Source organism: Paenibacillus jilunlii (assembly GCF_900102965.1).
In the GTDB taxonomy this organism is placed as follows: domain Bacteria; phylum Bacillota; class Bacilli; order Paenibacillales; family Paenibacillaceae; genus Paenibacillus_AQ; species Paenibacillus_AQ jilunlii.
The window spans coordinates 99,545-123,948 of record NZ_FNGM01000004.1 but is presented as its reverse complement, the minus strand read 5'-3'; the positions used below and the strand labels follow the sequence as shown (position 1 = coordinate 123,948).

The window sequence follows — 24,404 nt, the reverse complement described above, 5'->3', positions numbered from 1 at the left end:
GCAGCGATTCTCCTCGTATTGGAGAATCGCTGCTCTGCGTTAATAAAGATCTGGAGAGTACACCCCATATTTTTAAATTAAAGGAAGCCCGCTGAATTCACGGTAGCTGGTGAAGATGTAGCTCGGCTTATGCTCCGTTCCCGGCTGTCTGCCCCGTGGATTGTACCAGCACACCTTCCAGCCTGCCTCAAGCGCTCCGACCACATCATTGTCCCAGGTATCCCCTACGTAGAGCGACTGCCCGGCCGTTGTCCCGGTCACCCGGTTCACGTGGGCAAAGATTGCCGGGTCCGGCTTGGCCAGTCCAACCGCATCCGAGATAAAAATCATCTCTTCAGGGATCAGCCTGTCGACGCCCAGTCCGCGCAGCTTGCTCATCTGATGGTCCTGCGGGCCGTTCGTAATGATCCCCACCTTATGTCCCAGAGAAATAAAACGCTGAAGCTGTTCAGCGGCCCCTTCGATCATCTCAATGCTGTACTGGCGGCCGATGTATGCTGCCTGAACCCTGGCCGCCTGCTCCCGGCTTAGCTCCAGGCCATATTCCGCAAAAGCCAGCTCCAGCCGCCGTACCCGCGTTTCTTCAAGCTCAAGCTCCCCGCTGAGGTACTTCGGCCAGAGCAGATCACTGTGATGCCTTACCTTGTAGAAGAGATCCGCATAATTCAAATGGCCCTCATCCGGCCTCAGCACCTCGCGCACCGCTTCCCGGAAAGGGATCAGATGGTCGTACAGCGTATCATCCAGATCAAAAAATATAGCTAGCTTATCATTGCTGTTATCCACATTAACGCACCTAACTTTCTTTTCCAAAAAACAAATGATAATAAAAAACTGAACTTGAGGTCTGCCCCTATTCCCTGGAATCGTAGAAAATATGGCGTGCGCTGATCTTGCCCTCCTTAATATCCAGGAGACCGAACGAGTATTGCTTCTCCCGCCGCTTATCTGTAGGTGAGCCGGGATTGAACAGCAGAATATCCCCCTCCTGCCGCAGCAGCGGCTGATGGGAATGGCCAAACAGGATGCAGTCCACCTCCTCGCCTTCAAAAGCAAGCAGCGCGTTGCCGTCGGTTCCCTTGCGGGAATGTGGCGCGTGTCCATGAATCATCCCGATCCGCACGCCTTCCAGCGTAACGATCTTGCGCTCTCCCAGCCGCCGGATAATCTCGGCCCCGTCGTTATTGCCGGCAATCCCCTCCACAGGGGCCAGCTCTGCCAGCAGATCATAGATCTCCAGCGAGACCCAATCACCCAGATGCAGAATCATATCCACCTTGCTGAATGCCTCCATAAGCACGGAGGGCAGCCCTTTGGCCCTGCTTGAGAGATGCGTATCCGATACCACTCCTACCTTCATTTGCTTCAACTCCTAATCTGTATAATCGCGAACCTCTACCGCAGCTTTGCGAATACTAATTTTCAGATAATTGTACGATCTGCAGGGGGCAGAAGCAAGTATACGCGGCTGTGCGTGAACATTCCGGGCTATCCCGTCTCCTATTTTCACTTATTCATTCCCCTCTCCTGCCAATTCCACAACCGTACCTCTCCGATCAAGATAACTTAACTTTTAGCGTTTGCCTGGAGGAGCCTTCATGAATCCAGCGGCAATTCCAAGTGGAAAAAGGATCACTAATTGGCCCCAGCACACGGATCTCCGCAGACTAAGTTGGAAAAAGGATCACTAATTCAGCTCATTTCGCCCCGGAGTGAGTAAAATCACCCAATTAAGTTTCCTTTTTCCACTTCGTTCTTCTATTCGCTGATTTGGAGGGGAAATAAGTTCCCTTTTTCCAACTAGCGGTTGTTCACCTGCTCTTCGCCAGCAAGGGTTGGAAAAAGTTTATCGAATCCGGCTGATTACCACCCTACCGGGTGAGATCCTAAATTCACATCTACCTATCCCCAACTCCATGAACATTATATTACATAAATGTAATAAATAGAAATTTCCTAACAATAAAAAAGGAGCCCACAGGCTCCCATCACATGCATGATAGTATTAGATCATTGCCGCTTAGTAAAATCCAATGGTCGAAGAAGCGTCCTTCATCCATTCCCGCTTGCGCCCTTTGTCCAGCTCGCCGCGCATTCCGCGGACAAGTGCCTCCACATCGGCCCGCCCGTTCTCATGCCATTCGAGCGCGGCGCTGACGTACAGCTCGCCGAGCTGGGTCAGGGAGAAATCCGCCGTCAGACGCGCGGCGAGGGCAACGCCCTCTTCACCAGCAAAAGCCGTGAAGCCGCGCAGCTTCAGATACTCCAGCCGCAGCTCCTCGTCCGGCATCTTGATTTCGTACGCACGGTCGAAGCGTCCTGCGCGGTTCATGAGGCCGGGGTCTATTTTCTCCGGATAGTTGGTCGTTCCGATCAGAAAAATCCCTTCCTTGGAGGTAGCCCCGTCCAGCGTATTCAGAAAAAAGGATCTGACCTCCTGCGGCATGGAATCGATATCCTCGATCACCAGCACCATCGGCGCCAGCCGGGCGGCGGCCTCGAATACCTCATTCACCGATTCACTGCTCGTGTATTCAGTAATCTGCCAATAGACCACCGGACCGGGCACACTCCCGGCGATCGATTTGACCAGTGTGGTCTTGCCGTTGCCGGGGTGGCCGTAGAGCAGAATCCCTCTTTTGTAGGGAATGTCATAGGTAACATAAAAGCTGCGGTCCGAATCGAAGAATTGGTCGAGCGAGCGGTATATTTCTTTTTTGATCCCTGCCTCCAGCACGACAGCCTCGCGTCCAACCGAACGTGTTATCGGCTCATCCTCACGGAAGATACCATTGCGTCTGTCGGTGAACACCGTCACCTTATTGATATTCTGCTCCCGCTGCCGCTTGCGCACATTGCCGAGAAAGCCCTGCAGCTGCCCGTCGGAGGCGGCAAACACATAGTCCTGAAAATTGATTCCGTTCTCTTGAAATACAGGAACCCGCGCCAGGGCCACGCCCATGTCGGGATAAGCCAGCACGTTATTGCGGATCGACAGGTGAATGCTGTATTCCGGCTGCTCCTTATCATCGTCATACACAAACGTCCGGTCCTCCAGACGGTCGAAAATCCGCGCCACATGCTCCACACCGGGATGCCCGCTTTGCACATCATTCTCCAGCAGCTTCCAGTATTCACTGTTCGGATCGTCACTGGCATACAGCTCGTAGCGGACGCCATACCGGCTGTGCAAAGCCTCAAGAATTCCATCCACCAAGCGTGCATAGGCATCGTAGCCCTTGATCATGCCTGTGGTATTTTCGTCGTATTTGTAGATTACAGTATGTGTCTTGTTCTCTTTCTCCATTGTTACTTGGTCCCCTTTATCGCTGCGAGCGGCTTGCATTTGGCCACGACAGCAGCCAGTCCGGCGCCCGTAACGCTTGCTATGATCTCATCTACATTCTTATAGGCTTGAGGCGATTCGTCAATGATAGATTCGAGGGAATGCTGATTGACGACAATCTCATCCTCTTGGCCAACCCTCAGCGACTTCGAAAAATCATTGACCGATACCAGCCGCTTCGTGGCCGAACGTGAGCGGATGCGGCCGGCGCCATGGCAGATGGAATAATAATTCTCTTCCCCTCCGGGCTGGCCGACCATGATATAAGAGGCGGTACCCATAGAGCCAGGGATCAGCGCCGGATGTCCGGTAGCGGCATAAGGCCGGGGATTATCCGGATGCCCGGCCGGCAGTGCCCGGGTGGCCCCTTTGCGGTGCACGAATTTGGTCCCGGCAACCGTCTGCTCCTGCCAGGCATAGTTGTGCATCAAGTCATAGAGGGTCCGCAGCTCGCATTTCGGTCCGAACACATCGCGGAACCCTTCGCGGACTGCATAGGCGATGAGGTGGCGGTTCACCACCGCATAATTCAGCGCCGAGTACATCAGGTTGACGTAGCGCTGGGCCTGCGGATGCGCAAGCGGAGCATAGATCAGGCGCGGATCGGCGCTGCCCAGTCCCAGCTGGCCCATCACCTTGGCGAAGGCCGGGGTGCAGAACTGATTGACCATGCCTCCCCAGGCCCGGGAGCCGGAGTGGATCATTACCGCAATCTGCCCGTCCCGCAGTCCCCAGGCTTCAGCCAGTTCACGCTGCTCTTCCTCAATTTCAATCGCCTGGATCTCCACAAAGTGATTGCCGCCGCCCAGTGTTCCAAGCTGGCGGTGCCCCCGGTGCCAGGCCATCTCCGGCAGCTCATTGAGAATCTCTTCATCAAAATTAAGCTTGCTGATTTCGACATGCGACAATGCACTCGACTTCTTGGGGGTATAGCTGTCCGGCACATACTTGTTCGGCAGTCCGTGCAGCCCCTTGCGGACGATGTTCTCGAGGCGGATATCACTGTAAGTCCCCCGCTGCTGCTGCTCCATCGGCAAATATTTCTCTATAGCGCGCACCAGCTTCCGGCGCAGCTTCACTTCCCGCAGATCATCTTTATGCAGCGTAGTCAAATGCACGCGCATGCCGCAGCCGATATCGCTGCCCACAATGGATGGGGACACATAGCCGTCAGTGGCATCCCATACCGCCGTAGTGCCGATGCAGGTTCCGACGCCTACATGCACATCGGGGGTGTAGCTCATATATTCGATATTTGGGATTTGCAGATTGTTGTTCGCCATCTCCAGCACCTTGTAATCCAGTGCGGCAAACAACTGCTCACTGGCGTACACCTTCAGATCGCCGCCCGGCAGGGCAAGCTCATGCTTATATCGGGGGACATAGCCGCCCGCTTGCTGTTCATTAAAATTCATAATAGTAGTTCAATTCCCTTCAAAGTGTAAGCTATAAATGTATTGCAAGCATAAAGTGGGTACGCAAAAAAGAACCGCAGATCATCCTTCTGATCCACGGCTCTTCGCAGAGATTCCGTACATTTCACCCGGTTAAGGTCAATAACACATGCTATGCGGACCCGGACCGCACTAACTCAGCAGGCCAGGCCGATGCACATCATGTTGCCCGGACGGGGCCGATGAGATCAGATCTTCCATATGCGGTTGTAAGCTGTGTATTTCCAATCATAGCTCATCGGCCTCCCTTCAATTTGATAAAACCAATAATAAACGCCAGTTCTGCTCCATGTCAACCCTTTTATTGGAAACGTGATTATTTAAATTTGTGCCAATCCTGGCTGCTGTTCTCCAGCAAATGGGCAAAATCGTTCTCCAAACGTTTCTGCTCCGCCTTCCGCTGGTCTTCTACAGCCTTTCTGGCAGCCTCTTTCTTCTCGTTCTCTTCAGCCTTCAGCGCGTCCGATTGCGCCTTCAGCTTATCCAGTACATCACTGCTCAGCAGATCCTTCAGGGTTGCTGGGGCATCCGAAGCCACAGGACGCGGGGTTGGGATTGTTTTTTTCTTCTTAGCCATATTGATCATCCTTTCGGGTCTTTCGTTGTTTTAGTCACAGGTCTTTTCGTTTATAATGTACAGTAAGAGGTGAGCCTTATGAAATCTACAGATTTGTGTCCACGGTTACAAAAAAGCATGGATATCATCGGCAGACGTTGGACGGGCTTAATCATCTACCAGCTTCTCCAGGGACCGCAGCGGTTCAGCGTCATCGAAGCCGCCCTGCCGGTCAGCGGCAGACTGCTCTCCGAACGGCTCAAGGAACTTGAGCAGGAGGGGATTGTCCTCCGTGAGGTATTCCCGGAGACACCCGTCCGCATTCAATATTCTCTGACGGATAAGGGGCGCGCACTGGAATCTGTGATCCGTGACCTGCAGCAGTGGTCGGATTCATGGATTACCGCCGAAGAGTGCCAGCCTGAACCCATCCAACCGCAATAAACACCGTGAAGCGCCGTTGACGCCGGAAGCGCATTCCAATGGATTACAGCTTGCGGCCGATTATCACCAGATCACGCAGAACGCCATCCATCTCGGCAACGCCCGGCAGCAGGCCCCACTCTTCAAAACCAAATTTCCGCAGCAGCGACAGGCTTGGCTCATTGTGGCCAAACACAAAGCCGACCAGATTCTGCAGACCAAGGCGGGGGCACTCCTCCAGAGCTTTGGCCAGCAGCAGGCTTCCTGCCCCTGTGCCGCGGAATTTTTCATTTACATAGACACTGATCTCCGCAGTTCCGTTATAAGCCGGACGGCCGTAAAAAGACTGGAAGCTGAACCAGGCGGCGATTTCTCCGTCTTTTTTCAGCACCCAGAGCGGCCTGTGATGACTGTTATGCTCCTGAAACCACTTCTCTCTGTCCGCGACGCTCACCGGCTCAAGATCGGCAGTCACCATCCTGCCTGCAACCGTCGAGTTATAAATATCCACGATCGCCGCCAAATCTCCGGCTGCCGCATCTTCAATGCTGTAATTCTGCGCTGTCATTCCATCCATTCCTCCTGCAAATATATGAATTTCAAACGGTGCTCCAAGGGCAGATATATTTGCGTATTCAGCGTATTCAGCGTATTCAGCGTATTCAACATATTCTGCTTATTCCGCCGTCATACGGTTATAGCTGCAGCCCGGTGTGTTCTACGCTCCACTGCCACAGTTGTGCCGCTGCTGCAGCGTCCCGCGCTCTGGGGGACAGCTCCTGGATTTTCCGCCGGTAATAGTACTGTCCAGTCACTCCCCGCAGCTCCGGCGCTGTGGCCAGCCAAATGGCCGTGTCCACCCCCTGCTCCGGTGTCAGGAAGAAGTGGGACAGCAGCTTCAGGAGTGAACGGCCAAAACCTGTATCGCGGTTCACCCCGATGCTAGTGCCAACCGCGCCCGGATGCACCGCGTTCACCGTGACTTGTGTTCCCCGCAACTGTGCAGCCAGCTCCCGTGTGAACAGAATATTCGCCAGCTTGGAGCGGGCGTAAGCCTTCGCCGGATTATAGCCGCGGGAGAGCGTGTGATCCTCCAGATGGAGCTTGACGATCTTGTAGGCACCGGAGGCAACCACTACAATCCGCCCCTGTTCAGCCGCAATCAGCCGCTCCAGCAGCAGATTCGCCAGCAGAAAATGACCCAGATGATTCACGCCGAAATCCAGCTCGTATCCGTCTGCGGTGAGCTGTCTTTTGAGCGCAACGACGCCCGCATTATTGATCAGGACATCAAGCACTGGATAACCGCCTGTAAATTCCTCTGCAAAAGCGCGCACACTATCGAAGGAGGCCAGATCGCACAGCATCAGCCTGATGTTGTCCGACCCGCTCTGCCGCTTGGCTTCCGCCAGTGCCTCTTCTCCCCGCTTACGGCTGCGGCAGGCCATAATAACCTCTGCTCCCCGGCGGGCCATTTCAATGGTTGTCGCCAGCCCCATCCCGGAGTTGCCTCCGGTCACCAGTACTGTCTTCCCTACCATGAGCATTCCCCTCTCTTCACACTGAACCCGCCGGCGTCTGCCTGGCCCGGCCTTTTCAAAAGCACATGTTTATGATTATGTTACATCATATCAGGGGATGAAGAAAAGCCGCTCTTACCGGACACAAAAAGACTGGCCCTGCGCAGACTCAGAATCTGCGTACAGGCCAGCCTTTTTAAGGGTTTAACACAGACTGTTCACTTTATTTCAGTTGATAAAGTCTGTAAATCAATGCGGCGGCTTCCGCTTTGGTTGCCGTTTGTGCCGGACGGAAAGTCCCGTCTTCAAAACCTTTGAAGAGATCGGTGCGTTTGGCCAGTGCAACGCCTGCTGCTGCCCACTTGGCAATTTTACCGCCATCGGTATAAGCGGCGTTCACTGCTCCGGGATCGGCAACTGTCTTCGCCCCGTTATAGAGAGTAAGGGCGCGTGCCAGCATCGTGGCAATCTCCTGACGGCTGATTGTAGCCCCGGGGTCAAAAGCCGAAGCAGATTTGCCTGTAATAATTCCGGCTTCATACGCAGCGGCCACTCCATTATAGCCGGCGCTTCCGGCCGCGACGTCTTTGAATGGCAGGGTCAGCCCGCTGCCATCCAAACCATAGGCTCTGGAAATCCAGTTGGCAAACTGTGCACGGGTTACCTTGCCCGAAGGATTAAACTCCGCCGTCTGTTCCAGAATACCCTTGGTTAACAGGTAATTGATCTCTTTTTTAGCCCAATGATTGTCTGCTACATCCTTAAACGCGGCTGTTCCGATCATTACAGTATAACGGCTGAAGTGCCCTCTGAGCGCACTCACTGTTTGTGTAACCGGATCATATTTACCGCCAACGGCTTCCCAGGTCAGGCTGGTTTCATTGAGCACATACACTGTGAGATGCTCAAGGTTCTCTGCCGGGTATTTGGATGTATCCATTGCAGAGACATCAAAGGTCACGTTAATTGGCTTCTCAAAATTCTTGACCGCCTTATCTCCTACCCTTGCGCTGAATTCCATCACCGGCAGGGTAGCCAATGGTTCTGCCTGACTCGGCTTGCCAATCACAGCATTCTCCACGACCTCAGCCGCCAGGGTTATTTTCTGTCCCGCTTCTACCTTGCCGAATGTATCCGGTTCAATAGTGAATGCCGTTGTCCCCATCTGGAGCTTGAGACCATCCACATCATTGTCTTGAAGCACCTTCAGAATCTCCGAAGGCAGGGAAGTATTCAGCTTGTTCACACCAGCGCCCATCGCCGGGACCTCAACGGTCAGGGAAACCTTAAGTTCACTGGCCAGGCCTGCTCCCAGTTTGGCAGTAAGCTGCTCTGATACAGCAGACAAAGCCTTTTTGGAGGATTCAATCTGCTTGCTGACGAGTTCTTCCGTCAATTGCGATGAGACTGTGTTCCCTTCCAGAGTCACATGCTCCTTAGAGATCGTAACTTCGCCGGCTTTGTTCAGGGCCGCCTGGCTCGATGACAGGATGCCTTGTTTCAATTGCTCGATCTCTGCTGCCGCTACACCCTGTGTGTTATTCATAACTGCTGCCGCATTCTGTATGAGCGTCTGTGCAAAGGCAAGCGCTTTGTCAGCAGTGTCCAGCTTGTTCAATACATATGATGCGCTGTCTATTAATGTATTGATTGAACTGACAATCTTTTGCTTCTCTGCAGGATCTTGAATGCTTGCCAGCAATTGGGCCGCACTGTCCAAGGCTTGAGACATACTCTTGCTGTTCTGTTCCGCTTCTTGGGCTGTGGCCCCGGCCTTCAGGGATTCGGCAATGCTGCCCAGCGCTTTCTGCGCCGCAGCTGCCCGTTCTGCCTGTGTCCCGCTTGAATTTTTTACCAAATCCTGAAGCTTTGTATTCTGTTCATTTACATTCACATTTACCGGCGTTGTGGTTACAGGTGCTGTTACACCGCCGTTACCGTTGCCACTGCCATTACCATTACCATTACCATTACCATTACCATTACCATTACCATTACCATTACCACTGCCATTATCGGGATTGCTGCCGTTCCCCGGATCTGTTCCCCCGCTGCCGCCGTTTCCGCCCGGAACAGGCACACCAGGATCGATAACGGTTCCCGCAGCTGTGTCCAAAACAAATTTCTTATCCAAACTATAGGTTTGTCCTTCAATTGTTACCGAAGCTTTAAGCACGTAGGTCCCGTTCGGGAAAATTCTATTTACGCTAATTGGGTAGCCGGTAGAAGTTGCTTCGTACAGTTTCAATCCGGCCTCATCCTGGATCTCATAAGAAGCCGCTTCAGGATACAGAAGTTTATATCCCCGGGATGATCCATAGTCTGTAACCAGAATCCGGGGTTTACTAAGTTGTCCAATCTGGTTTCCTGCGGTATCGACTAATCCGATTTGCAGCTGTTCATTGCCGGAGGTGCGAACCAGCTTGCCGTTCTGCAGCCCAAAGATATCCAATCCGGCGATAGCTCCCGGCGCAAGTTCCGATATAGTTCCTGCTTTCAGTGCTCCCGCTGCAAAATGAATATTGAACTGATATTCAAGACTGCCGACCAATTGGTCCACCTTAACGATGACTTCCCCCGGAGTCAACTGGATCTGTCTGGCATCGTAGGAGTAGCCTCTTAATTGCGACCGGGCTGGTGTAATGTACTCTACACCGTAAATGCTTCCCGAGTCCGGGGCAAGCAGCGTCGCTAATCCGGCGGCACTGTCATTATAATCCCATATATTATCTCCTGCATTTACAGCAACATCATCGCGGTAAATAAAGATGTCTCCCTTGGTATGGGCAAGAGCGCTATAAGTTCCTTCTGTGGCATAAAAATAATTATCTTCACTGGTATTGCTGTCCATGACATAAGGCACATAATCGACCCCGGGCAAATCCTTGCGGATTACTGATAATTCCTCTATATATTTAGTCAGGTTGACTTTGCTGACTGCCTGCAGCGGTTCTCTTGCATCAAGCAGCAAGGAATAATCCTTACCCGGCTCGGTATGAATGGAACCATACATGTAGTAACCGTATTTAGATTCCACACCCAGATGGCTGCGGTTATAGCGCATGAAATCTACTCCGACCGTCGATGGCGATTCTACAACCAGAAATGTCTGCTCGCCCCCGGTGCCGATGAACTTCGACTGCCGGGTATAGCTGTCATCACTCTTTTTAATTACGGCTTGAACGTAAGCATAGTCCAGCGGAACTCCGCCGTCATAAGCACCTTCAGCCTTGTCCAATCCCCGGACCCGGACTACCGCTTGAATCTTCGGATCGATAACGGCAACAGATTCCGTTCTGGATAAATAATCCGTTTTCTTAAAAAAGAATTCGCCGAAATACGTACCCAGTCTTGCCGGTAGAATCAGTTGGCCCTGCTCATCTGTTACTCCGATGTCTTCACCGTACCGGGTCACCTTTACACCTGGCAGAACTTTTCCAAGCCCGCCTGTAACATGCTCGCGTACAGTAACGGTTACCTTCTCAGCCTGGTCTAAGGTTATATAAGGCTTATTCACCAGGTCCACCAAATTTCCGGACTTATCACGGATTTCGACTTCAAGCTCCTGCTTCGGCAGAACCTTGAGGGCTGCTTCGGCAATCACTGCGCCCTTAACGTACCCGGTACCGCTTACGTAGTGATGCGGCAGAAATTGAATGGTGTAATCGCCGGACTTCGCAGGCTTCCATTGCCGCTGGCTGATACGCATCAGCTTGCCGTCTTCTTCTTCAGATGTCCAGCTGAGTCCGTTGTCTTCAACGATTGCTCCAGAAGCATCCAGAATTTGTATGGTGTACTCACTTGTCAGATCTATCGCGTTATTGTACTCGTCCCTCATATCCACTCGCAACTGCAGGTTCTCACCCAAAACAATTTGATTGCGGACCTCGTCTTGGTCATAGTAGTCGGAACTAAGGACCTTCAGAGTGACTTGAGACGTGTACTTGCTTCCTCCCTTGAATGCATACTCATTATCCGTCGGGGTAAAAAAGGAATTCAGCACGATTTCATCATTGTAGCTGCTGTTCTTGGCTGCGCCGGAAACGGTGGTAGTTAAACGGTGAATTTCTTCACCTTTCCGTACATACAGGGTTGAATCAGCAGCCTGAACCTTCAAGCTAAGCTCATTGTGATTGAATTTATTATTCAAATAGGAAATAAATAGATCTCCCAGCCCTTGTCCGCGCTCCGGAACCTGAACCTTCAGGGCGCTGAAGTCCGCAGCTTTGGCTGCATATTGTACGGTGAACTGGTCTTCGGCAGGTTTGACCTGGTTTCTCAGTACAACTTTGCTGTTTGTTCCGGGGATACCCGCAACTGCTGTAATATCATATTCCACATCTTTCTTCACATATAATGAACTTGAAGCTATGTTCTGAAACGGATTGGATAAATTGACTTGTTTGTACTGATTGTTGGGAACAATGGAGAAGGACTCAATCTCAACAGGTGCCCCTTCCCATGAATACTCAAAGCCCAAGCGGCTGTATTCGCTGCTGTCCTGGACAATCTCCAGACGAGCCCCGTCGGCGGCTGAATACAATGCAGTCTGGCTTGTCTGGAACATGTAAACTTCGTTTTCTACGGATCTGATCAGCGCCGGATAAGTGCCCGAAATTTCACCTGTTTTGAGCACCAGCACATCCAGCCCTGAAGTGCCAAAGGATTGGCTTACCCCACTCGGCAGGGAAGTATTGTCCGATTTCTGCTGAATCAGTTTTCCATTCCCATCAAGGTAACGGATAGCCGCTGTGTATGTACCTTCTTTCATCAGGTTATTGACATATAGAGGCGTAGCCTCATAGTCTGGTTTTCCTTGACGCACGGACACAAAGAGCACCGGACTTGTCAGCGAAACTTTCGGGTTTCCTATGATTTGTACCTGTCCAGCCTCATCTGTAGTCAGATTGTTGTAAGAGGAATAAGTTCCAACCGAAATCGCTTCGTTGGCGAGCGGCACGCCTTTGCTTAAAATCGTCAGCCTGATATTTTTATCATCGCTGCGGACTTCTCCGGTTGGTGAAATGTTGTATGTATCGGAATCCTTAGCCATCCGTTCCACGACAATTTGGATTTCAGAGGCAGCAGGAACCTTGATGCTCTGCGGGTCAGTAACTATTAACCCCGACTCCCCTTGATATTCTGCCTGAAGCACAACCTCCTCGCCGGCGGTAAGTCCCTCAAATGAGATATCAGGGTACTTGAGCGAATATACGGAATCCGCTGCAGATATGCGTTCTCCCTGATCTTTTTGCTTGATTTGGGTTGCCAATACATTGCCGTCCTTCATAAGAGAGAACTTCACTTCGTTAAGCTTGTTGTAGTCTCCATAGGTTACATCCAACACGCTGTTGACAGAGATCTTCTGTGTCCCGTTCAGCATTTTCTCCGAGGTTACTACCGTCGCTTTCAGCGATGCAGCCGATACCTCCAGCACACCCATAAAGGATAAAATGAAAACCAATACCATGGATACTGCACTTCTCAACCTTTTTGAATACATAATTGTCTCCTTTACACCAAAGATAGTCATCCATACAGCCCTAAAACCCAGAATCTATCCTTGACTCCTCCCCCAGCAGAATTGTCAATTACAGATAGATATAATGGCATCCTATCTAAGGACCTATTTAATGTCAATCAATTCCTTAACAATAGACCGAAGAATCTCTTAATTTAGCGTAAAGAAAGATATTTTGTCACATTTCGCCATTTTATCAAGTATAAAATAAGGACTAAAGACCCAAACACACACAAAAGAGAAAAACTTGAGATTTCTATCCATTCGGCAAAACAGCCGCTTTCAACCAGAAGAGCCAGCTTCGCAAAAAAAAGAGAGCAGCTGAACTGCTCACTTCCAGTTGGGCCTCAAGGCGATAAGCTGATCGTCCGCTGCGCCAGGGCTGCCTCTGCCATCCCGGTTATTGGTCATCACGTAGAGGGTGCCGTCCGGCCCTTCGGCCACGTTGCGGATACGCCCCCATTTTTCATGAAACAAAGCTTCTGCCGAAGGTTTCTTATCTCCCGTACCCGGTGAAACATGAAGCAGCTGCTGTCCGGCCAGATTCGCCACAAGCAGCTCGCCGCTCCACGGCCCCTGGGTAATAAAAGCCATTCCTGACGGCGCCCAGGTCACCTCCCCGCTATGCAGCAGCGGAAGCTTCATCTTCGCCACGCTCCCGGTTCCGGCCTCATCGCCTTCGATCAGCGGCCATCCATAATTGCCCCCGGCCTCAATGAGGTTGATCTCGTCATGGCTGGACTGTCCATGCTCCGAGCTGTAGAGGACTCCGCTCTCCGGCTGCCAGGCCAGCCCCTGAGGATTGCGGTGCCCCCAGCTGTAGACGGGAGAATGAGGAAACGGGTTATCTGCCGGAAGGGTGCCATCCTTGGAAATGCGCAGGATTTTGCCGCCCAGGCTCTCCTGATCCTGCGCCAGCTCCGGCTCATATCTTTCACCGGTAGTGATATACAGATAGCCGTCAGGTCCGAATTTGATCCGCCCGCCGTTGTGGTTGGTGTCACCGGGAATGCCGTCCAGCAGAACCTTGTCGATCTCGGCCTTGCTCCCGCTGATGCTCAACCGCAGCACCCGGTTCTCCACACCGCCGCTGTCACTGCGGTAGGAATGGTAGGCATAGGCGAAGCCGTTGTCTTCAAAAGCCGGATCAAGGGCTAAGCCCAACAGCCCCCCTTCGCCTTCGCTGATAAAAGGCGCCGGGAGCTCCAGCAGCGGCTTCTTCCTCAGCTCACCTTCTTCAAATACACGCAAGGTACCGGGCCGCTCAGTGAAAAAGATCCGTCCATCCGGAGCAAAGGCCATCTCCCACGGAACATTCAGACCGCTCGCCAGCGTCCGGGCCGTATACGGAAAGGACGAAGAAGAAAAGGCCGGCTGCGAATTCTCCGGCTTCCCCCCTCCGTCTTTTGACGGTTCGGCTGCTGATGGCACTGGCTCAGGGCTGGCGGATGCGGAAGGTGTCTTCGCAGGACGGTTTTCCCCGGCGCTCATTCCGGCTTCATTGACCTCCGGTGCGGCAGAATTCATGCAGGCGCTCAGCAGTCCAGCCCCTATAATACATGTGCTGCCTAGCAGCCATATGCGGTTAAGGCTTTTTTTACAAAACATGATTTAACCTCCCACAGGATAAAATTCCGGGGGAGCGAATGGAGCCCCTACGGAGTAAGTTTGTTCAGGAAACAAAATGAAATGCAGATAGGAACCCAAACCTTTCACACAGGTATGCTAAATGTATTATGTGCAGTTAAAAGAAGGTAAAACCGCCTCATGCCAGCGCCAAGTGTATTTCGTGCAACTAAAAATAGCGTTTGGCCTGTTTTCAGCCCATTGGAGTCTTTTTAATTGTACGAAGTGCAATAAGCTTTGGTTTGGACATAAAAACATTCACTTTAGTTGTACGGAATACAGTTAGGGTTAGAGCTACAGTTACAGCTAACACAGGCGGATAGTAAAAAAGCCACCAGCTCATTCGGCATCAAAAAATGCATAGCTCTGCTCTCGCCGCTGCCAAGCCGTAAAACGATTTTGGCACCTATTACCCCGCGCTCACCAGTCATAAACCCTGGCCCCCCCCGTATTGACCTGCGCGTGCACCCTACCGGGTTATGATCTATAATGAGAGCGTTGCTTTGTAACGTGAAACCGAAAGGGGAACAACTGAAATGAATGAGGCTCTATCCACATTGGAGCAGGGAATGGCCGGCGGAGGCCTGGATGCGCTGCTCGTTACCGATCCGAAGCATGTCTATTATTTGACCGGATTTGCCAGCAATCCGCATGAGCGTTTTCTTGGACTGCTGCTGATCCGCGGCGGGGAGCCGGTGCTGATCGTTCCGGCACTTGATGCCGAAGCGGCTCATGCCGCCTCCTCGGTAACTAAGATTCTGACGCACAGCGACACGGACAACCCGTATGAGCTGTTGAAATCATGTTTTGCAGGCTCTAAGCCGGGAACTGTGGGCATCGAGAAGGAGCATTTCACCGTACACCGTTATGAACAGCTGGCCGAAGCGGTTCCTGCGGAAGCCTTCCGCGATATCGGCCATCTGCTGCGGTCCATGCGCGCGAAAAAAACGCCGGATGAGATCAGCCGGATGAAGCATGCCGCCGAGCTGGTCGAAGAGGTGCTCCGTCAAGGCCTCACCCATGTCAAAGCGGGGGTCAGTGAAATTGAGCTGGTTGCCGAGCTGGATTATCTGATGAAAAAGGTGGGGGCTTCCGGACCCTCCTTCGACACCATGGTTCTCTCCGGCCCGAATACTGCCTTGCCGCACGGTGTGCCGGGCAGCCGCATTATTCAGCCGGGAGACTTTCTGATGTTCGACCTGGGTGTATACGCCGCAGGCTACGCTTCCGATATCACCCGCACCTTCGCTGTGGAAGAGGCAGACCCCAAACTGGCCGAGATTTATAACACTGTGCTCGCCGCCAATGAAGCGGGTATCGCCGCTTCCCGCGCTGGCGCGACCTTCGGTTCAGTGGACCGTGCAGCACGTGATGTGATCGAAGCAGCCGGTTACGGCGAGTATTTCATGCACCGGGTCGGTCACGGCCTCGGCATGGACACGCATGAGTACCCTTCGCTGCACGGCATGAACGGGGATTTCATTGATATCGGCAATGTATTCACCGTGGAGCCGGGAATTTATGTGGCCGGTCTGGGCGGTGTGCGGATTGAAGACGATGTCTGGATTACGCCGGAAGGCCCGCAGACGCTGACAACCATGTCCAAAGCGCTGACGGTGCTGCATTTGTAGTTAGCGGCTTCCGTACCAGCATTTCCCGCAGACCGTGCGTATTTTCCGTGTGCTGCCTGCGGGCAGGCGTAGAACAGAGCGGTGCGCCGTCCTGATTGGATAAGCAGCCGGTGAGGATTTCAATTAGCGCCGCTTGGAGAACCCTGGATGAATCCTTCGGCAATTCCAAGTGGAAAAAGGATCACTAATTTAGCTCGTTCCGCCTCTGGCAGCGTAATATTGTCCAATTAAATTCCTTTTTTCCACTTATATCTCATAATTGTTAATTTTCAGGAAGAAATAAGTTCCCTTATTCCAACTAGCATTTGCAAAAAAGCCGGTGAGAAAGCGCTAGTTGGAATAAAGATATCTAGACCGACTGATTTCCGGACTTTTCCCAAATAATCAAAAAAAGCAGCAGAACGGCTCCGGAAAGAGCTGGTCTGCTGCTTTTGTGATGCAATATAATCGGGTGCTTCTTAGGCAAGGCCTCAGGAAACGCTGCGTGTATCTGGGGATGTACGAACAGGCAGTTCGTCCTCCGTAAATTTGAAGGAACGGGCAATGTACAAAATTGGCGTTCCAGCCCCGGTAAGAAGGAACTTTACAACATAAGTAGTCAGCAAAATCTCTGTCCACACCCTGAGGTCATAGGTTCCGGCGAAGGCAATCGTGCAGAAGACCAGCGTATCGACAAAAGAACTGACCATCGTACTGCCGTTGGAGCGGACCCATAGCTGGCGCGAGCTGCCATAATACTTGCGAATCCAGGCGTAGAGCCGGACATCGAGGAACTGGCTGATAAAATAGGCGGTCAGGCTGCCCAGCGCCAGCCGCGGCATCAGACCAAAGATGGTCTCCAGCGAAGACTGGGCGATATCCGTTTCCTGCGGCTCGAACAGGAGCACCATCTGCATAATCGCGGTAGTCATCAGCAGTGTGAAAAAGCCAAACCATACCGCATGCCGCGCCTCGGCACGCCCGTATTTCTCGTTCAGCAGGTCACTGGTCATATAGAGCGTGACGTACATGGTGTTGCCCAGCGTCATTACAATATCGAACGGCATGGCAATGGTTTTGGCGACCTGAATGTTGGCGATGACCGTTGCCACGCCGACCCAGGCATACAGGCCTTTTTTGCCGAAAAGCCGGTAGCAGAGCAGATAGAAGCCAAAGTTGACAACTACGAACAAAATTCCCCACAACAAATTAAACATAAATCTGTAACTCCTCCTAGTTTTGGTTACGCGGGATGGTTACGAACCGCGGCGTTCAGCTTTTGACAAGCAAAAACAATTAAACCGTTCTTCAAAAAACGTATAACTGTTCTATATGAACAAAAGATTACTCTACCACAATCAAAGCTAACATGCTATGAAATTTTAAATTTTCATGAAAAACAGTTTTATTCATCTTTTTTCGCTAAACAAACAAAGGATTCGTCATTTATTCATATATTTTCTGAAAATTCTTCAGGATTAAGCAAATTTTCACTATTCAACCGGAGGTTAATTCTATAGAATAGTTATCAATCACATTCCCGGAAATGATAGCTTCATATATGACCAATACCTACGGAATATATCGCTGCTTACCGGCCCGCAAAGCATTGACATGGGTTAGAAGGATGCAATTGAAGGATAAGGAGAGAATGAAATGTTTCAAGTCAAAAAATCAATCAGCCGTAAATTTACACGTTTGCTGTTCGTCGTTCTGCTGCTCTCGTCTGTTCTGCTAAGTACCAGCTTTTATTTCATATCCATCAATACCATCAACAGCTATGTCATGCCGCAGATCAACAAGATTCTGACAGCCGCCGCCCAGGACATTTATAAAAATATGAATGCGGCACATGCCCAGCAGACTCTGAACAAAAACGAGCAATCGAGGACAACAATCGAATTTTATTTCCAGGATAAACGAAAGCAGCACGATCTTGAAACCATCTTTCTTATCGATTTGAAGGAAGGCAAAGCCACTGTGCTGACCGCAGATCACGGAGCTAAGCTGAAGCCGGATGAGAGCATCGAGGTACAGCCAGCCATGGAACAGGCCGCCAAAGGAAAGGCCGGACTCAGTGAAATCTATAGTGACAGTCATGGTATACATAAGACCGCGTATGTCGGTGTTCCCGGCACTACAATGGTCATCGGAGCAAGTTCGGATGTCGCTTTTGTCAAAGATAAAATGAGCAGTATCCTCTGGACCAGCGCCGGAATCACGCTGGCTGTACTGATCGTTGGCGTGGGTTCTGCACTGCTTATGACCCGCAGAATTACCCGCCCGATCACACAGCTTGCAGCCTACAGCAACAAGCTGGCAGGCGGCGATTTCACCCAGCAGCTGGAGATTAAGGGCAGCGACGAGGTAGCCCAGCTCGCCGAAAGCTTCCGGACCATGAGCCAGCAGCTGAGGGAAATGATCGGACAGGTACTGGATACCTCCAGCATCGTGGTTGCAGATTCCAATGATCTGAAGGAGCGCACTAACATTTTGAACGGAATGGCTGAACAATCCTCCCTGTCCGTTGCGGAGATCGGCAAAGGCAGTACTGCCATTGCGAGCAGTGCGCTGGATAACTCCCGGGCCATGGATGAGATTAATACCGGCATCCAGCATATTGCTTCAGCAGCCGGTGAGGTTACCGAACAGATTATCGAGGCTTCCGAAGAGGCAACTGGCGGGAACGACATTGCTCAAAGCGCCGTGGAGCAGATGCGCCAGGTAGCGGAGGCTTCTGTGAAATCCCTGGAGCAGTTCCGCATGATGAATGAGCGTTCCCTGCAGATTGGTGAGGTTGTCCAGGGCATTACGGAAATCACCAAGCAAATTCAAATGCTCTCACTGAACGCTTCCATAGAAGCTGCGCGGGCTGGCGAGCATGGCCGCGGTTTTGCGGTGGTTGCCGGGGAGGTCCGCAAGCTGTCCGAGCAATCCAAAGAATCGAATGAGCAGATCCGTGAGTTCCTGCTCAGCCTGCAGGAGGATATGAACCGGTCGGTGGAAGAAATGAATCACGTGAACGCCGAGGTGGCTTCCGGGGTGGGTAAAGTGGCTGAAGCCGGAAATGCTTTTAGCCATTTGCTGATTCTGATTCAGAGCATTAACCACAGCATTCAGTCCGTATCCGCCGCCACCCAGCAGATTTCAGCAGGCACCGAGGAGGTCAGCGCCTCTGTGGAGGAAACGGCCCAGATCACTTCCAAGTCCCGGCAGAATGCCGATACCCTTGCCGCCAACTCTGAACGTCAGCACCAGGAGCTGGAGGTCCATGCGCAAACCGTAGAGCATTTGTACCAGCAAGCTGTACAGCTGCAGCAAGCCGTACAGCGGTTCAAAATATAGTCCGGCGTACTCGTAAGCTCGCCGCAGCAGCAAGCATAAAACGGGTGCCGCTCCCTGCAGGGAGCGGCACCCGTTTCTTGTTTAGTTTAATTAGGAAATAGCAGAAACTCTATCACATGCTGCCAATTAAGGCTACTACGGAAACAGAAGTGTGGCGTGCAGCTCCAATCTGCAGCCCTGCTGCGGCAAACCGAGAGGAGTGGAGTGGAAAAAGGATCACTAATCTTACCCAAAGAGCCGTTTAGCGATGGATATGCTTGAATTAGGTGGATAAATTCCCACTAAACACCGCTCCGGAATAAATTTGCGCAAAATAGTTACACTTTTTCCACTTAGCCTCCGGTTCGCCATGAACTATCTTCTTCAGTCAGCTCCATGGTCCAATCCGGACCTGGAACTGCCTTTTATCTGTTCCCTGACGCTGCCGGTGTAGAGACGCATGCCTGCTATGGCTGTAGACATGCCTATCCCAGAGCGTGCCTCTCACAGCCGCTCAATGTCTTGGCGCCCACAGAATGACAGACACGCCGATTACACAGATGCCGGCACCCAGCCAGTCATAGAGATCGGGTGTTTTTTTATCGACCAGCCAGCCCCACAGCACGGCCAGCACGATGAACACCCCGCCATAGGCAGCATAGACTCTGCCGAAGGAAGGAAACTTCTGCAGGGTGGGAATGATGCCGTACGCCACGAGAATCAGCGCTCCAACCAGTCCATACCAGAGCGGCCGTGATTCCCTGAGCCACAGCCAGACCAGGTAGCCGCCGCCAATTTCGGCCAGGCCGGCAACGATAAAGAGCAGAATCGCAATAACCATGGTTACCTCCCTTGCTGAGATACACCCATAATCTCATAGATGGCGGCCATGTCAAGGCTCGCACGCACGGTATCCGCCAGACGGTCAAACTCCTGCTCGCGCAGCGCCGCTGCCGAGAAGGTCTGCCCCAGCGGCGCTAGTCCTTTGGACAGCCTCAGGCCGTCAAGCCAGGCTCTGCGCAAGGCATCGTTATGGAACAATCCATGCAGATAGGTTCCCCAGACCCGTCCTTCCGGCGTTCCCCAGCCTTCTTGCTGTATACTCCCATCCGGTCCCTGCAGCCGGAAAAGGCTTCTAACCGATGCAGGATCATGGTTCGTGGTGGTGCCCATATGGATTTCGTATCCTTCGATAGAGAACTCTGCTGCCGTGCCGGGGGATGCTTCGCTTAGTGGCAGCGGATGATCCTGAGCCAGCATCCCTTTGGCACGGACAGTGGTCTTCTGCTGCAGAAAGGAGGTCGACAGCGGCAAAAGCCCAAGCCCCTCCCTTTCGCCGGGTTCTGCACTTTCTACAGCATGCGGATCAAGAAGCTTCAAGCCCAGCATCTGGTAGCCTCCGCAGATTCCTGCAAGCTGCCGGGTTCCCTGATTCAGCGCGGCTGCGATAGCTTCCGGGAAGCCCTGCTCCCGCAGATAATCCAGGTCGGCGGCTGTGTTCTTCGTGCCCGGCAGGATGATGACATCCGGTGTACCCAGTTCTACAGCGGTGCTCACATAACGCACAGCTGTATCCGGTTCGTCCTCCAGCGGATCAAAATCGGTAAAGTTGGAGATTCTCGGGTAGCGGATGACGGCGATATCCAGCTCTTTCCCCTGCGCCGCGCGCATCCTCCCCGAGGTTCCTTCCAGAACCACGGAATCTTCGGCTTCAATCCGCAGGCGCGGTAGAAAAGGCAGCACGCCGAGCACCGGGATGCCTGTCCGCTGCTCCAGCCAATCGAGTCCGGGCTGCAGCAGCGACAGGTCGCCGCGGAACTTATTGATGATGAAGCCTTTGACACGGGCCCGCTCATGCGGCTCCAGCAGCTCCAGCGTGCCGACCAGAAAAGCAAACACACCGCCCCTGTCAATGTCGGCAACCAGCAGCACCGGAGCATCCGCCCAGCCTGCGAGATTCATATTGACTATATCCCCCGCCTTTAGGTTGATCTCCGCCGGACTGCCTGCGCCTTCCATCAGCACGATATCATAGGCCGTCCGCAGCCGCCCAAGCGCATCCATCACTGTACTTTTAGCTTCGGGCAGAAACTTCTCCCGGTATTCGCGCGCACTCAGCGCTGTATGCGGCACGCCGTGCACCACAATCTGGGCACTCATTTCGCCTGAGGGCTTCAGCAGAATCGGATTCATGTCCGTGGTGGCGATAATGCCGAACGCTTCGGCCTGCATGCCCTGGGCACGGCCAATTTCCTTGCCGTCCTCGGTGACATAGGAATTCAGCGCCATATTCTGCGACTTAAAGGGTGCCGTACGGTATCCGTCCCGGGTCATGATCCGCCCGATGGCCGCAGTCACCAGACTCTTTCCGACATCCGATGCCGTTCCCTGAATCATCAGCACGGCCGCAGGCTGCGGCTTCTTTTCTGTTGTAGCTGCCTGATCTTTCATGCCAAGCCTCCTTGCTGTATTCCTGCTGCCGGAGTTCAGGCGAAGCAGTTGTCTTATTGGAAGGAGCCGACTGACAGGACCGGCTCCGATAAGTGCTAACGGCGCTACAGGTTATGCTGCAGCAGCACCAGCAGGAGCAGCAGCAGCGCCTCCAGCAGCTCGTTCAGCGCGCCGTACACATCGCCGGTGAGCCCGCCGAGCCGGCTGCTGATCCGCCGGGCCGCAAGCGTGCCGCAGGCCAGCGCCAGGGCCGGGGCCAGGATGGCCGCTGCCAGCAGCTGCGGCCAGGCGCTGTCCGCGCCCAGCGCCAGCGGCGCGGCGGCTGCGGCCAGCGAGAGCAGCGCCGCCAGCAGCAGCGCGCGCCGCTCCTGCCGGGCAGGCAGCCCGCCGAAGCTGGCAGCCAGCCCTTCATTGCTGCGGGCGAGCGGGTAGCGGGCCATAGCCCGCACCATGTACCAGCGGCTCCAGACCGGCGGCAGCAGAAGCAGCGGCAGCTCCGTCCAGGAGCCGCCTTCGAGGAATGCCGCCAGCAGCGAGGCCTTCAGCAGCAGGAGCAGCACGCAGGCCAGCACTCCCATAGCCCCAACGCGGCTGTCCTTCATAATCTCCAGCATCCGCTCCCGCGTGCGGTAGCTGAGCAGCGCGTCGGCGCTGTCCATCCAGCCGTCCAGATGCAAGCCGCCCGTCAGCCCCACCCACAGGATGAGCGTGATCACGGCGGCAGGCCAGGCAGGCAGCAGCCAGACCGCAACGCCTGCGCCTAATGCCGCGCTCAGCCCGATGGCTGCGCCAACCAGCGGGTAATACACCACGCTGCGCTGCAGCAGCTCGCGGGAGAAATCTCCGCCCCCCTTAACCGGGAAGCGCGAAAGAAACTGAAAAGCGGCAGCAGCATCCCCCCGCACGCTCATAGCCGGTACTCTCTGCTCTTCAGCTCAATCGGAATCCCGGCAGTAACCAGAAAAACCTGCCCGCACCGCCGGGCCAGCAGCGCATTCATCCGTCCGGCCAAATCCCGGTACAGCCGGCCAAGCGCGTATTCCGGCACAATGCCGTCACCTACCTCATTTGTCACCAGCACCAGCGTGCCGCGAAAGGAAGATACACTCTGCTCCAGCCGGGAAATTTCCCGTTCCGCCCGTTCTTGTCTGTCTTCCTGATCCTCCACGGCCAGCAGGACATTGGAGAGCCACAGCGTCAGGCAATCCACAAGCACCGCCTTGCCGCCGGAGAGGCGGTCCAGGAGCGCAGGCAGCTCAAGCGGCTCCTCCAATATCTCCCATGCGCCCCCGCTCTCTTCACGAAGCTTGCGGTGCAGAGCAATCCGGGCCTTCATTTCTTCATCGAAGGCTTGGCCGGTAGCCACATATACGGCCTGATCCGCCAGGGAGTGCACCAGCCGTTCGGCAAAACCGCTCTTTCCGCTGCGCGCCCCGCCGGTTACCAGAATGCTCATTTCCCCTCAGCTCCCGAAACGCCGGCACTTTCAAAGGTAGCCATCTCAGTCATGATGCGGCTGACCGCTTCAATTAGATGGAGACAGAGCACGCCTCCCGTTCCTTCGCCCAGCCGCAGCCCCAGATCAAGCAGCGCTTCCAGTCCCAGGCACTCCAGCATCAGCTTGTGTCCCTGCTCGTTCGATACATGGGAGGCGATCATATACGCTGTGGACTCGGGGGCAATGGCTTTTGCAACCAATGCGGCTGCGCCGGAGATGAATCCGTCGAGAATGACGGGAACGCCTGCGGCAGCGGCTCCAAGAATAAGCCCCGCCAGCCCGGCGATTTCAAGCCCGCCTACCTTGGCAAGCACATCCATCGGGTCTGCCGGGTTCGGGGAATTTACCCGCAGTGCCCGCTCCACGACCTCGATTTTGTGCAGCAGCCGTTCATCATTGATTCCTGTTCCGCGTCCGACGGCCACCTCCGGCGAGATGCCCTCCAATGCGCACAGAATGGCCGCGCTGGCTGTTGTGTTGCCGATGCCCATTTCACCGGTGATCAAAATCTCCGTACCGCTTTTTACCGCTTCCTGGGCAACTCTTACACCCGCAAGCACCGCCTCAAGAGCCTCCTCCCGGCTCATGGCCGGTCCTGCGGCCATGTTGTCCGTTCCCCGCCGTACTTTGCGGTTAATCAGCTCCGGGTGCTCAAGCTCTGCGTTGATACCGATATCCACGAACTGTACGTTTGCCCCGGCCTGACGGGCCAGCACATTGACCGCCGCTCCTCCGCTGAGGAAATTATAGGCCATCTGCACCGTAACCTCCTGCGGAAAAGCGCTGACTCCCTCACAGCACACCCCATGGTCGGCTGCCATTACAACAACAGTGCGTGTCCCATAGCCGGGCTGCTCCGTCTTCGAAATGCCCGCCAGGCGGACAGCCAGTTCTTCCAGCTGTCCGAGGCTTCCCGGAGGTTTGGTCAGACTGTTCAGGCGGAGTACCGCCCGCAGTGCCGCTTGTTCATCTGGCGGAGCAATCGGCCCCGATACTTCTTCAATTGCTGAGATCATCATATAGCCTCCAGTGTGTTTATTATATTGAAATTAGAGTTCCAAACCATTAATGCAAC

At 53.6% G+C, this 24,404-nt stretch carries 18 protein-coding genes; 3 read left to right on the top strand and 15 right to left on the bottom strand.

Annotated elements, in window-relative coordinates:
- Positions 1 to 72: 72 nt before the first annotated feature.
- The 5 genes from BLQ82_RS09975 to BLQ82_RS09955 form a co-directional block, all read right to left on the bottom strand.
- A complete protein-coding gene (locus tag BLQ82_RS09975; RefSeq protein WP_062523899.1) occupies positions 73 to 786 on the bottom strand; it encodes an HAD family hydrolase in 714 nt (237 codons plus the stop codon).
- A 67-nt stretch (positions 787 to 853) separates the two neighbouring features.
- Positions 854 to 1,360, bottom strand: a complete 507-nt coding sequence (locus tag BLQ82_RS09970) for a metallophosphoesterase family protein (RefSeq protein WP_062523898.1) — start codon at positions 1,358 to 1,360, stop codon at positions 854 to 856.
- Between the two features lie 660 nt (positions 1,361 to 2,020).
- Positions 2,021 to 3,307 carry an ATP-binding protein gene (locus tag BLQ82_RS09965; RefSeq protein ID WP_062523897.1) on the bottom strand — a complete coding sequence of 429 codons (1,287 nt, stop codon included), beginning with the start codon at positions 3,305 to 3,307 and terminating at the stop codon, positions 2,021 to 2,023.
- Between the two features lie 2 nt (positions 3,308 to 3,309).
- Entirely contained in the window at positions 3,310 to 4,761 is a 1,452-nt protein-coding gene (locus BLQ82_RS09960) for an RtcB family protein (protein WP_074648106.1), read from the bottom strand.
- 355 nt (positions 4,762 to 5,116) lie between these two features.
- On the bottom strand, positions 5,117 to 5,377 hold the full coding sequence (locus BLQ82_RS09955; RefSeq protein WP_062523895.1) for a YqkE family protein: 261 nt from the start codon (positions 5,375 to 5,377) through the stop codon (positions 5,117 to 5,119).
- Between the two features lie 78 nt (positions 5,378 to 5,455).
- On the opposite strand from BLQ82_RS09955, the gene BLQ82_RS09950 reads away from it, so the two are divergent.
- Positions 5,456 to 5,800, top strand: a complete 345-nt coding sequence (locus BLQ82_RS09950) for a winged helix-turn-helix transcriptional regulator (protein ID WP_062523894.1) — start codon at positions 5,456 to 5,458, stop codon at positions 5,798 to 5,800.
- Between the two features lie 43 nt (positions 5,801 to 5,843).
- Here the strand turns inward: BLQ82_RS09950 and BLQ82_RS09945 are convergent, their stop codons facing one another.
- From BLQ82_RS09945 to BLQ82_RS09930, 4 genes are all read right to left on the bottom strand, one after another.
- Positions 5,844 to 6,347 carry a GNAT family N-acetyltransferase gene (locus tag BLQ82_RS09945; RefSeq protein ID WP_039838207.1) on the bottom strand — a complete coding sequence of 168 codons (504 nt, stop codon included), beginning with the start codon at positions 6,345 to 6,347 and terminating at the stop codon, positions 5,844 to 5,846.
- Between the two features lie 127 nt (positions 6,348 to 6,474).
- Positions 6,475 to 7,320: an SDR family oxidoreductase gene (locus BLQ82_RS09940; RefSeq protein ID WP_062523893.1), complete on the bottom strand. Its 846-nt coding sequence runs from the start codon at positions 7,318 to 7,320 to the stop codon at positions 6,475 to 6,477.
- Positions 7,321 to 7,522: 202 nt separating this feature from the next.
- Positions 7,523 to 12,802, bottom strand: coding sequence for an S-layer homology domain-containing protein (locus tag BLQ82_RS09935; protein ID WP_062523892.1), 5,280 nt, complete (start codon positions 12,800 to 12,802; stop codon positions 7,523 to 7,525).
- A gap of 348 nt (positions 12,803 to 13,150) precedes the next feature.
- On the bottom strand, positions 13,151 to 14,428 hold the full coding sequence (locus BLQ82_RS09930; RefSeq protein ID WP_244280752.1) for a PQQ-dependent sugar dehydrogenase: 1,278 nt from the start codon (positions 14,426 to 14,428) through the stop codon (positions 13,151 to 13,153).
- 554 nt (positions 14,429 to 14,982) lie between these two features.
- On the opposite strand from BLQ82_RS09930, the gene BLQ82_RS09925 reads away from it, so the two are divergent.
- The gene (locus BLQ82_RS09925) at positions 14,983 to 16,077 is read left to right on the top strand and encodes a M24 family metallopeptidase (protein WP_062523891.1); all 1,095 of its coding nucleotides are present in this window, start codon (positions 14,983 to 14,985) and stop codon (positions 16,075 to 16,077) included.
- A gap of 470 nt (positions 16,078 to 16,547) precedes the next feature.
- On the opposite strand, the gene BLQ82_RS09920 is transcribed toward BLQ82_RS09925, so the two are convergent.
- A complete protein-coding gene (locus BLQ82_RS09920; RefSeq protein ID WP_062523890.1) occupies positions 16,548 to 17,273 on the bottom strand; it encodes a queuosine precursor transporter in 726 nt (241 codons plus the stop codon).
- Positions 17,274 to 17,712: 439 nt separating this feature from the next.
- On the opposite strand from BLQ82_RS09920, the gene BLQ82_RS09915 reads away from it, so the two are divergent.
- Positions 17,713 to 19,401: a methyl-accepting chemotaxis protein gene (locus BLQ82_RS09915; protein ID WP_062523889.1), complete on the top strand. Its 1,689-nt coding sequence runs from the start codon at positions 17,713 to 17,715 to the stop codon at positions 19,399 to 19,401.
- Between the two features lie 493 nt (positions 19,402 to 19,894).
- On the opposite strand, the gene BLQ82_RS09910 is transcribed toward BLQ82_RS09915, so the two are convergent.
- From BLQ82_RS09910 to cobT, 5 genes are all read right to left on the bottom strand, one after another.
- Positions 19,895 to 20,221 (bottom strand): YnfA family protein, encoded by a 327-nt coding sequence (locus BLQ82_RS09910; RefSeq protein ID WP_062523888.1) that lies wholly within the window; start codon positions 20,219 to 20,221, stop codon positions 19,895 to 19,897.
- A 2-nt stretch (positions 20,222 to 20,223) separates the two neighbouring features.
- Entirely contained in the window at positions 20,224 to 21,831 is a 1,608-nt protein-coding gene (locus BLQ82_RS09905) for a cobyric acid synthase (protein ID WP_062523887.1), read from the bottom strand.
- 104 nt (positions 21,832 to 21,935) lie between these two features.
- A complete protein-coding gene (gene cobS / locus BLQ82_RS09900) occupies positions 21,936 to 22,742 on the bottom strand; it encodes an adenosylcobinamide-GDP ribazoletransferase (protein WP_074648104.1) in 807 nt (268 codons plus the stop codon).
- On the bottom strand, positions 22,739 to 23,287 hold the full coding sequence (gene cobU, locus BLQ82_RS09895; protein WP_062523885.1) for a bifunctional adenosylcobinamide kinase/adenosylcobinamide-phosphate guanylyltransferase: 549 nt from the start codon (positions 23,285 to 23,287) through the stop codon (positions 22,739 to 22,741). The genes cobS and cobU overlap by 4 nt, the downstream gene beginning before the upstream one ends.
- On the bottom strand, positions 23,284 to 24,345 hold the full coding sequence (cobT, locus tag BLQ82_RS09890; protein ID WP_208810836.1) for a nicotinate-nucleotide--dimethylbenzimidazole phosphoribosyltransferase: 1,062 nt from the start codon (positions 24,343 to 24,345) through the stop codon (positions 23,284 to 23,286). Before cobT ends, cobU begins: the two co-directional genes overlap by 4 nt.
- Positions 24,346 to 24,404 lie beyond the last annotated feature (59 nt).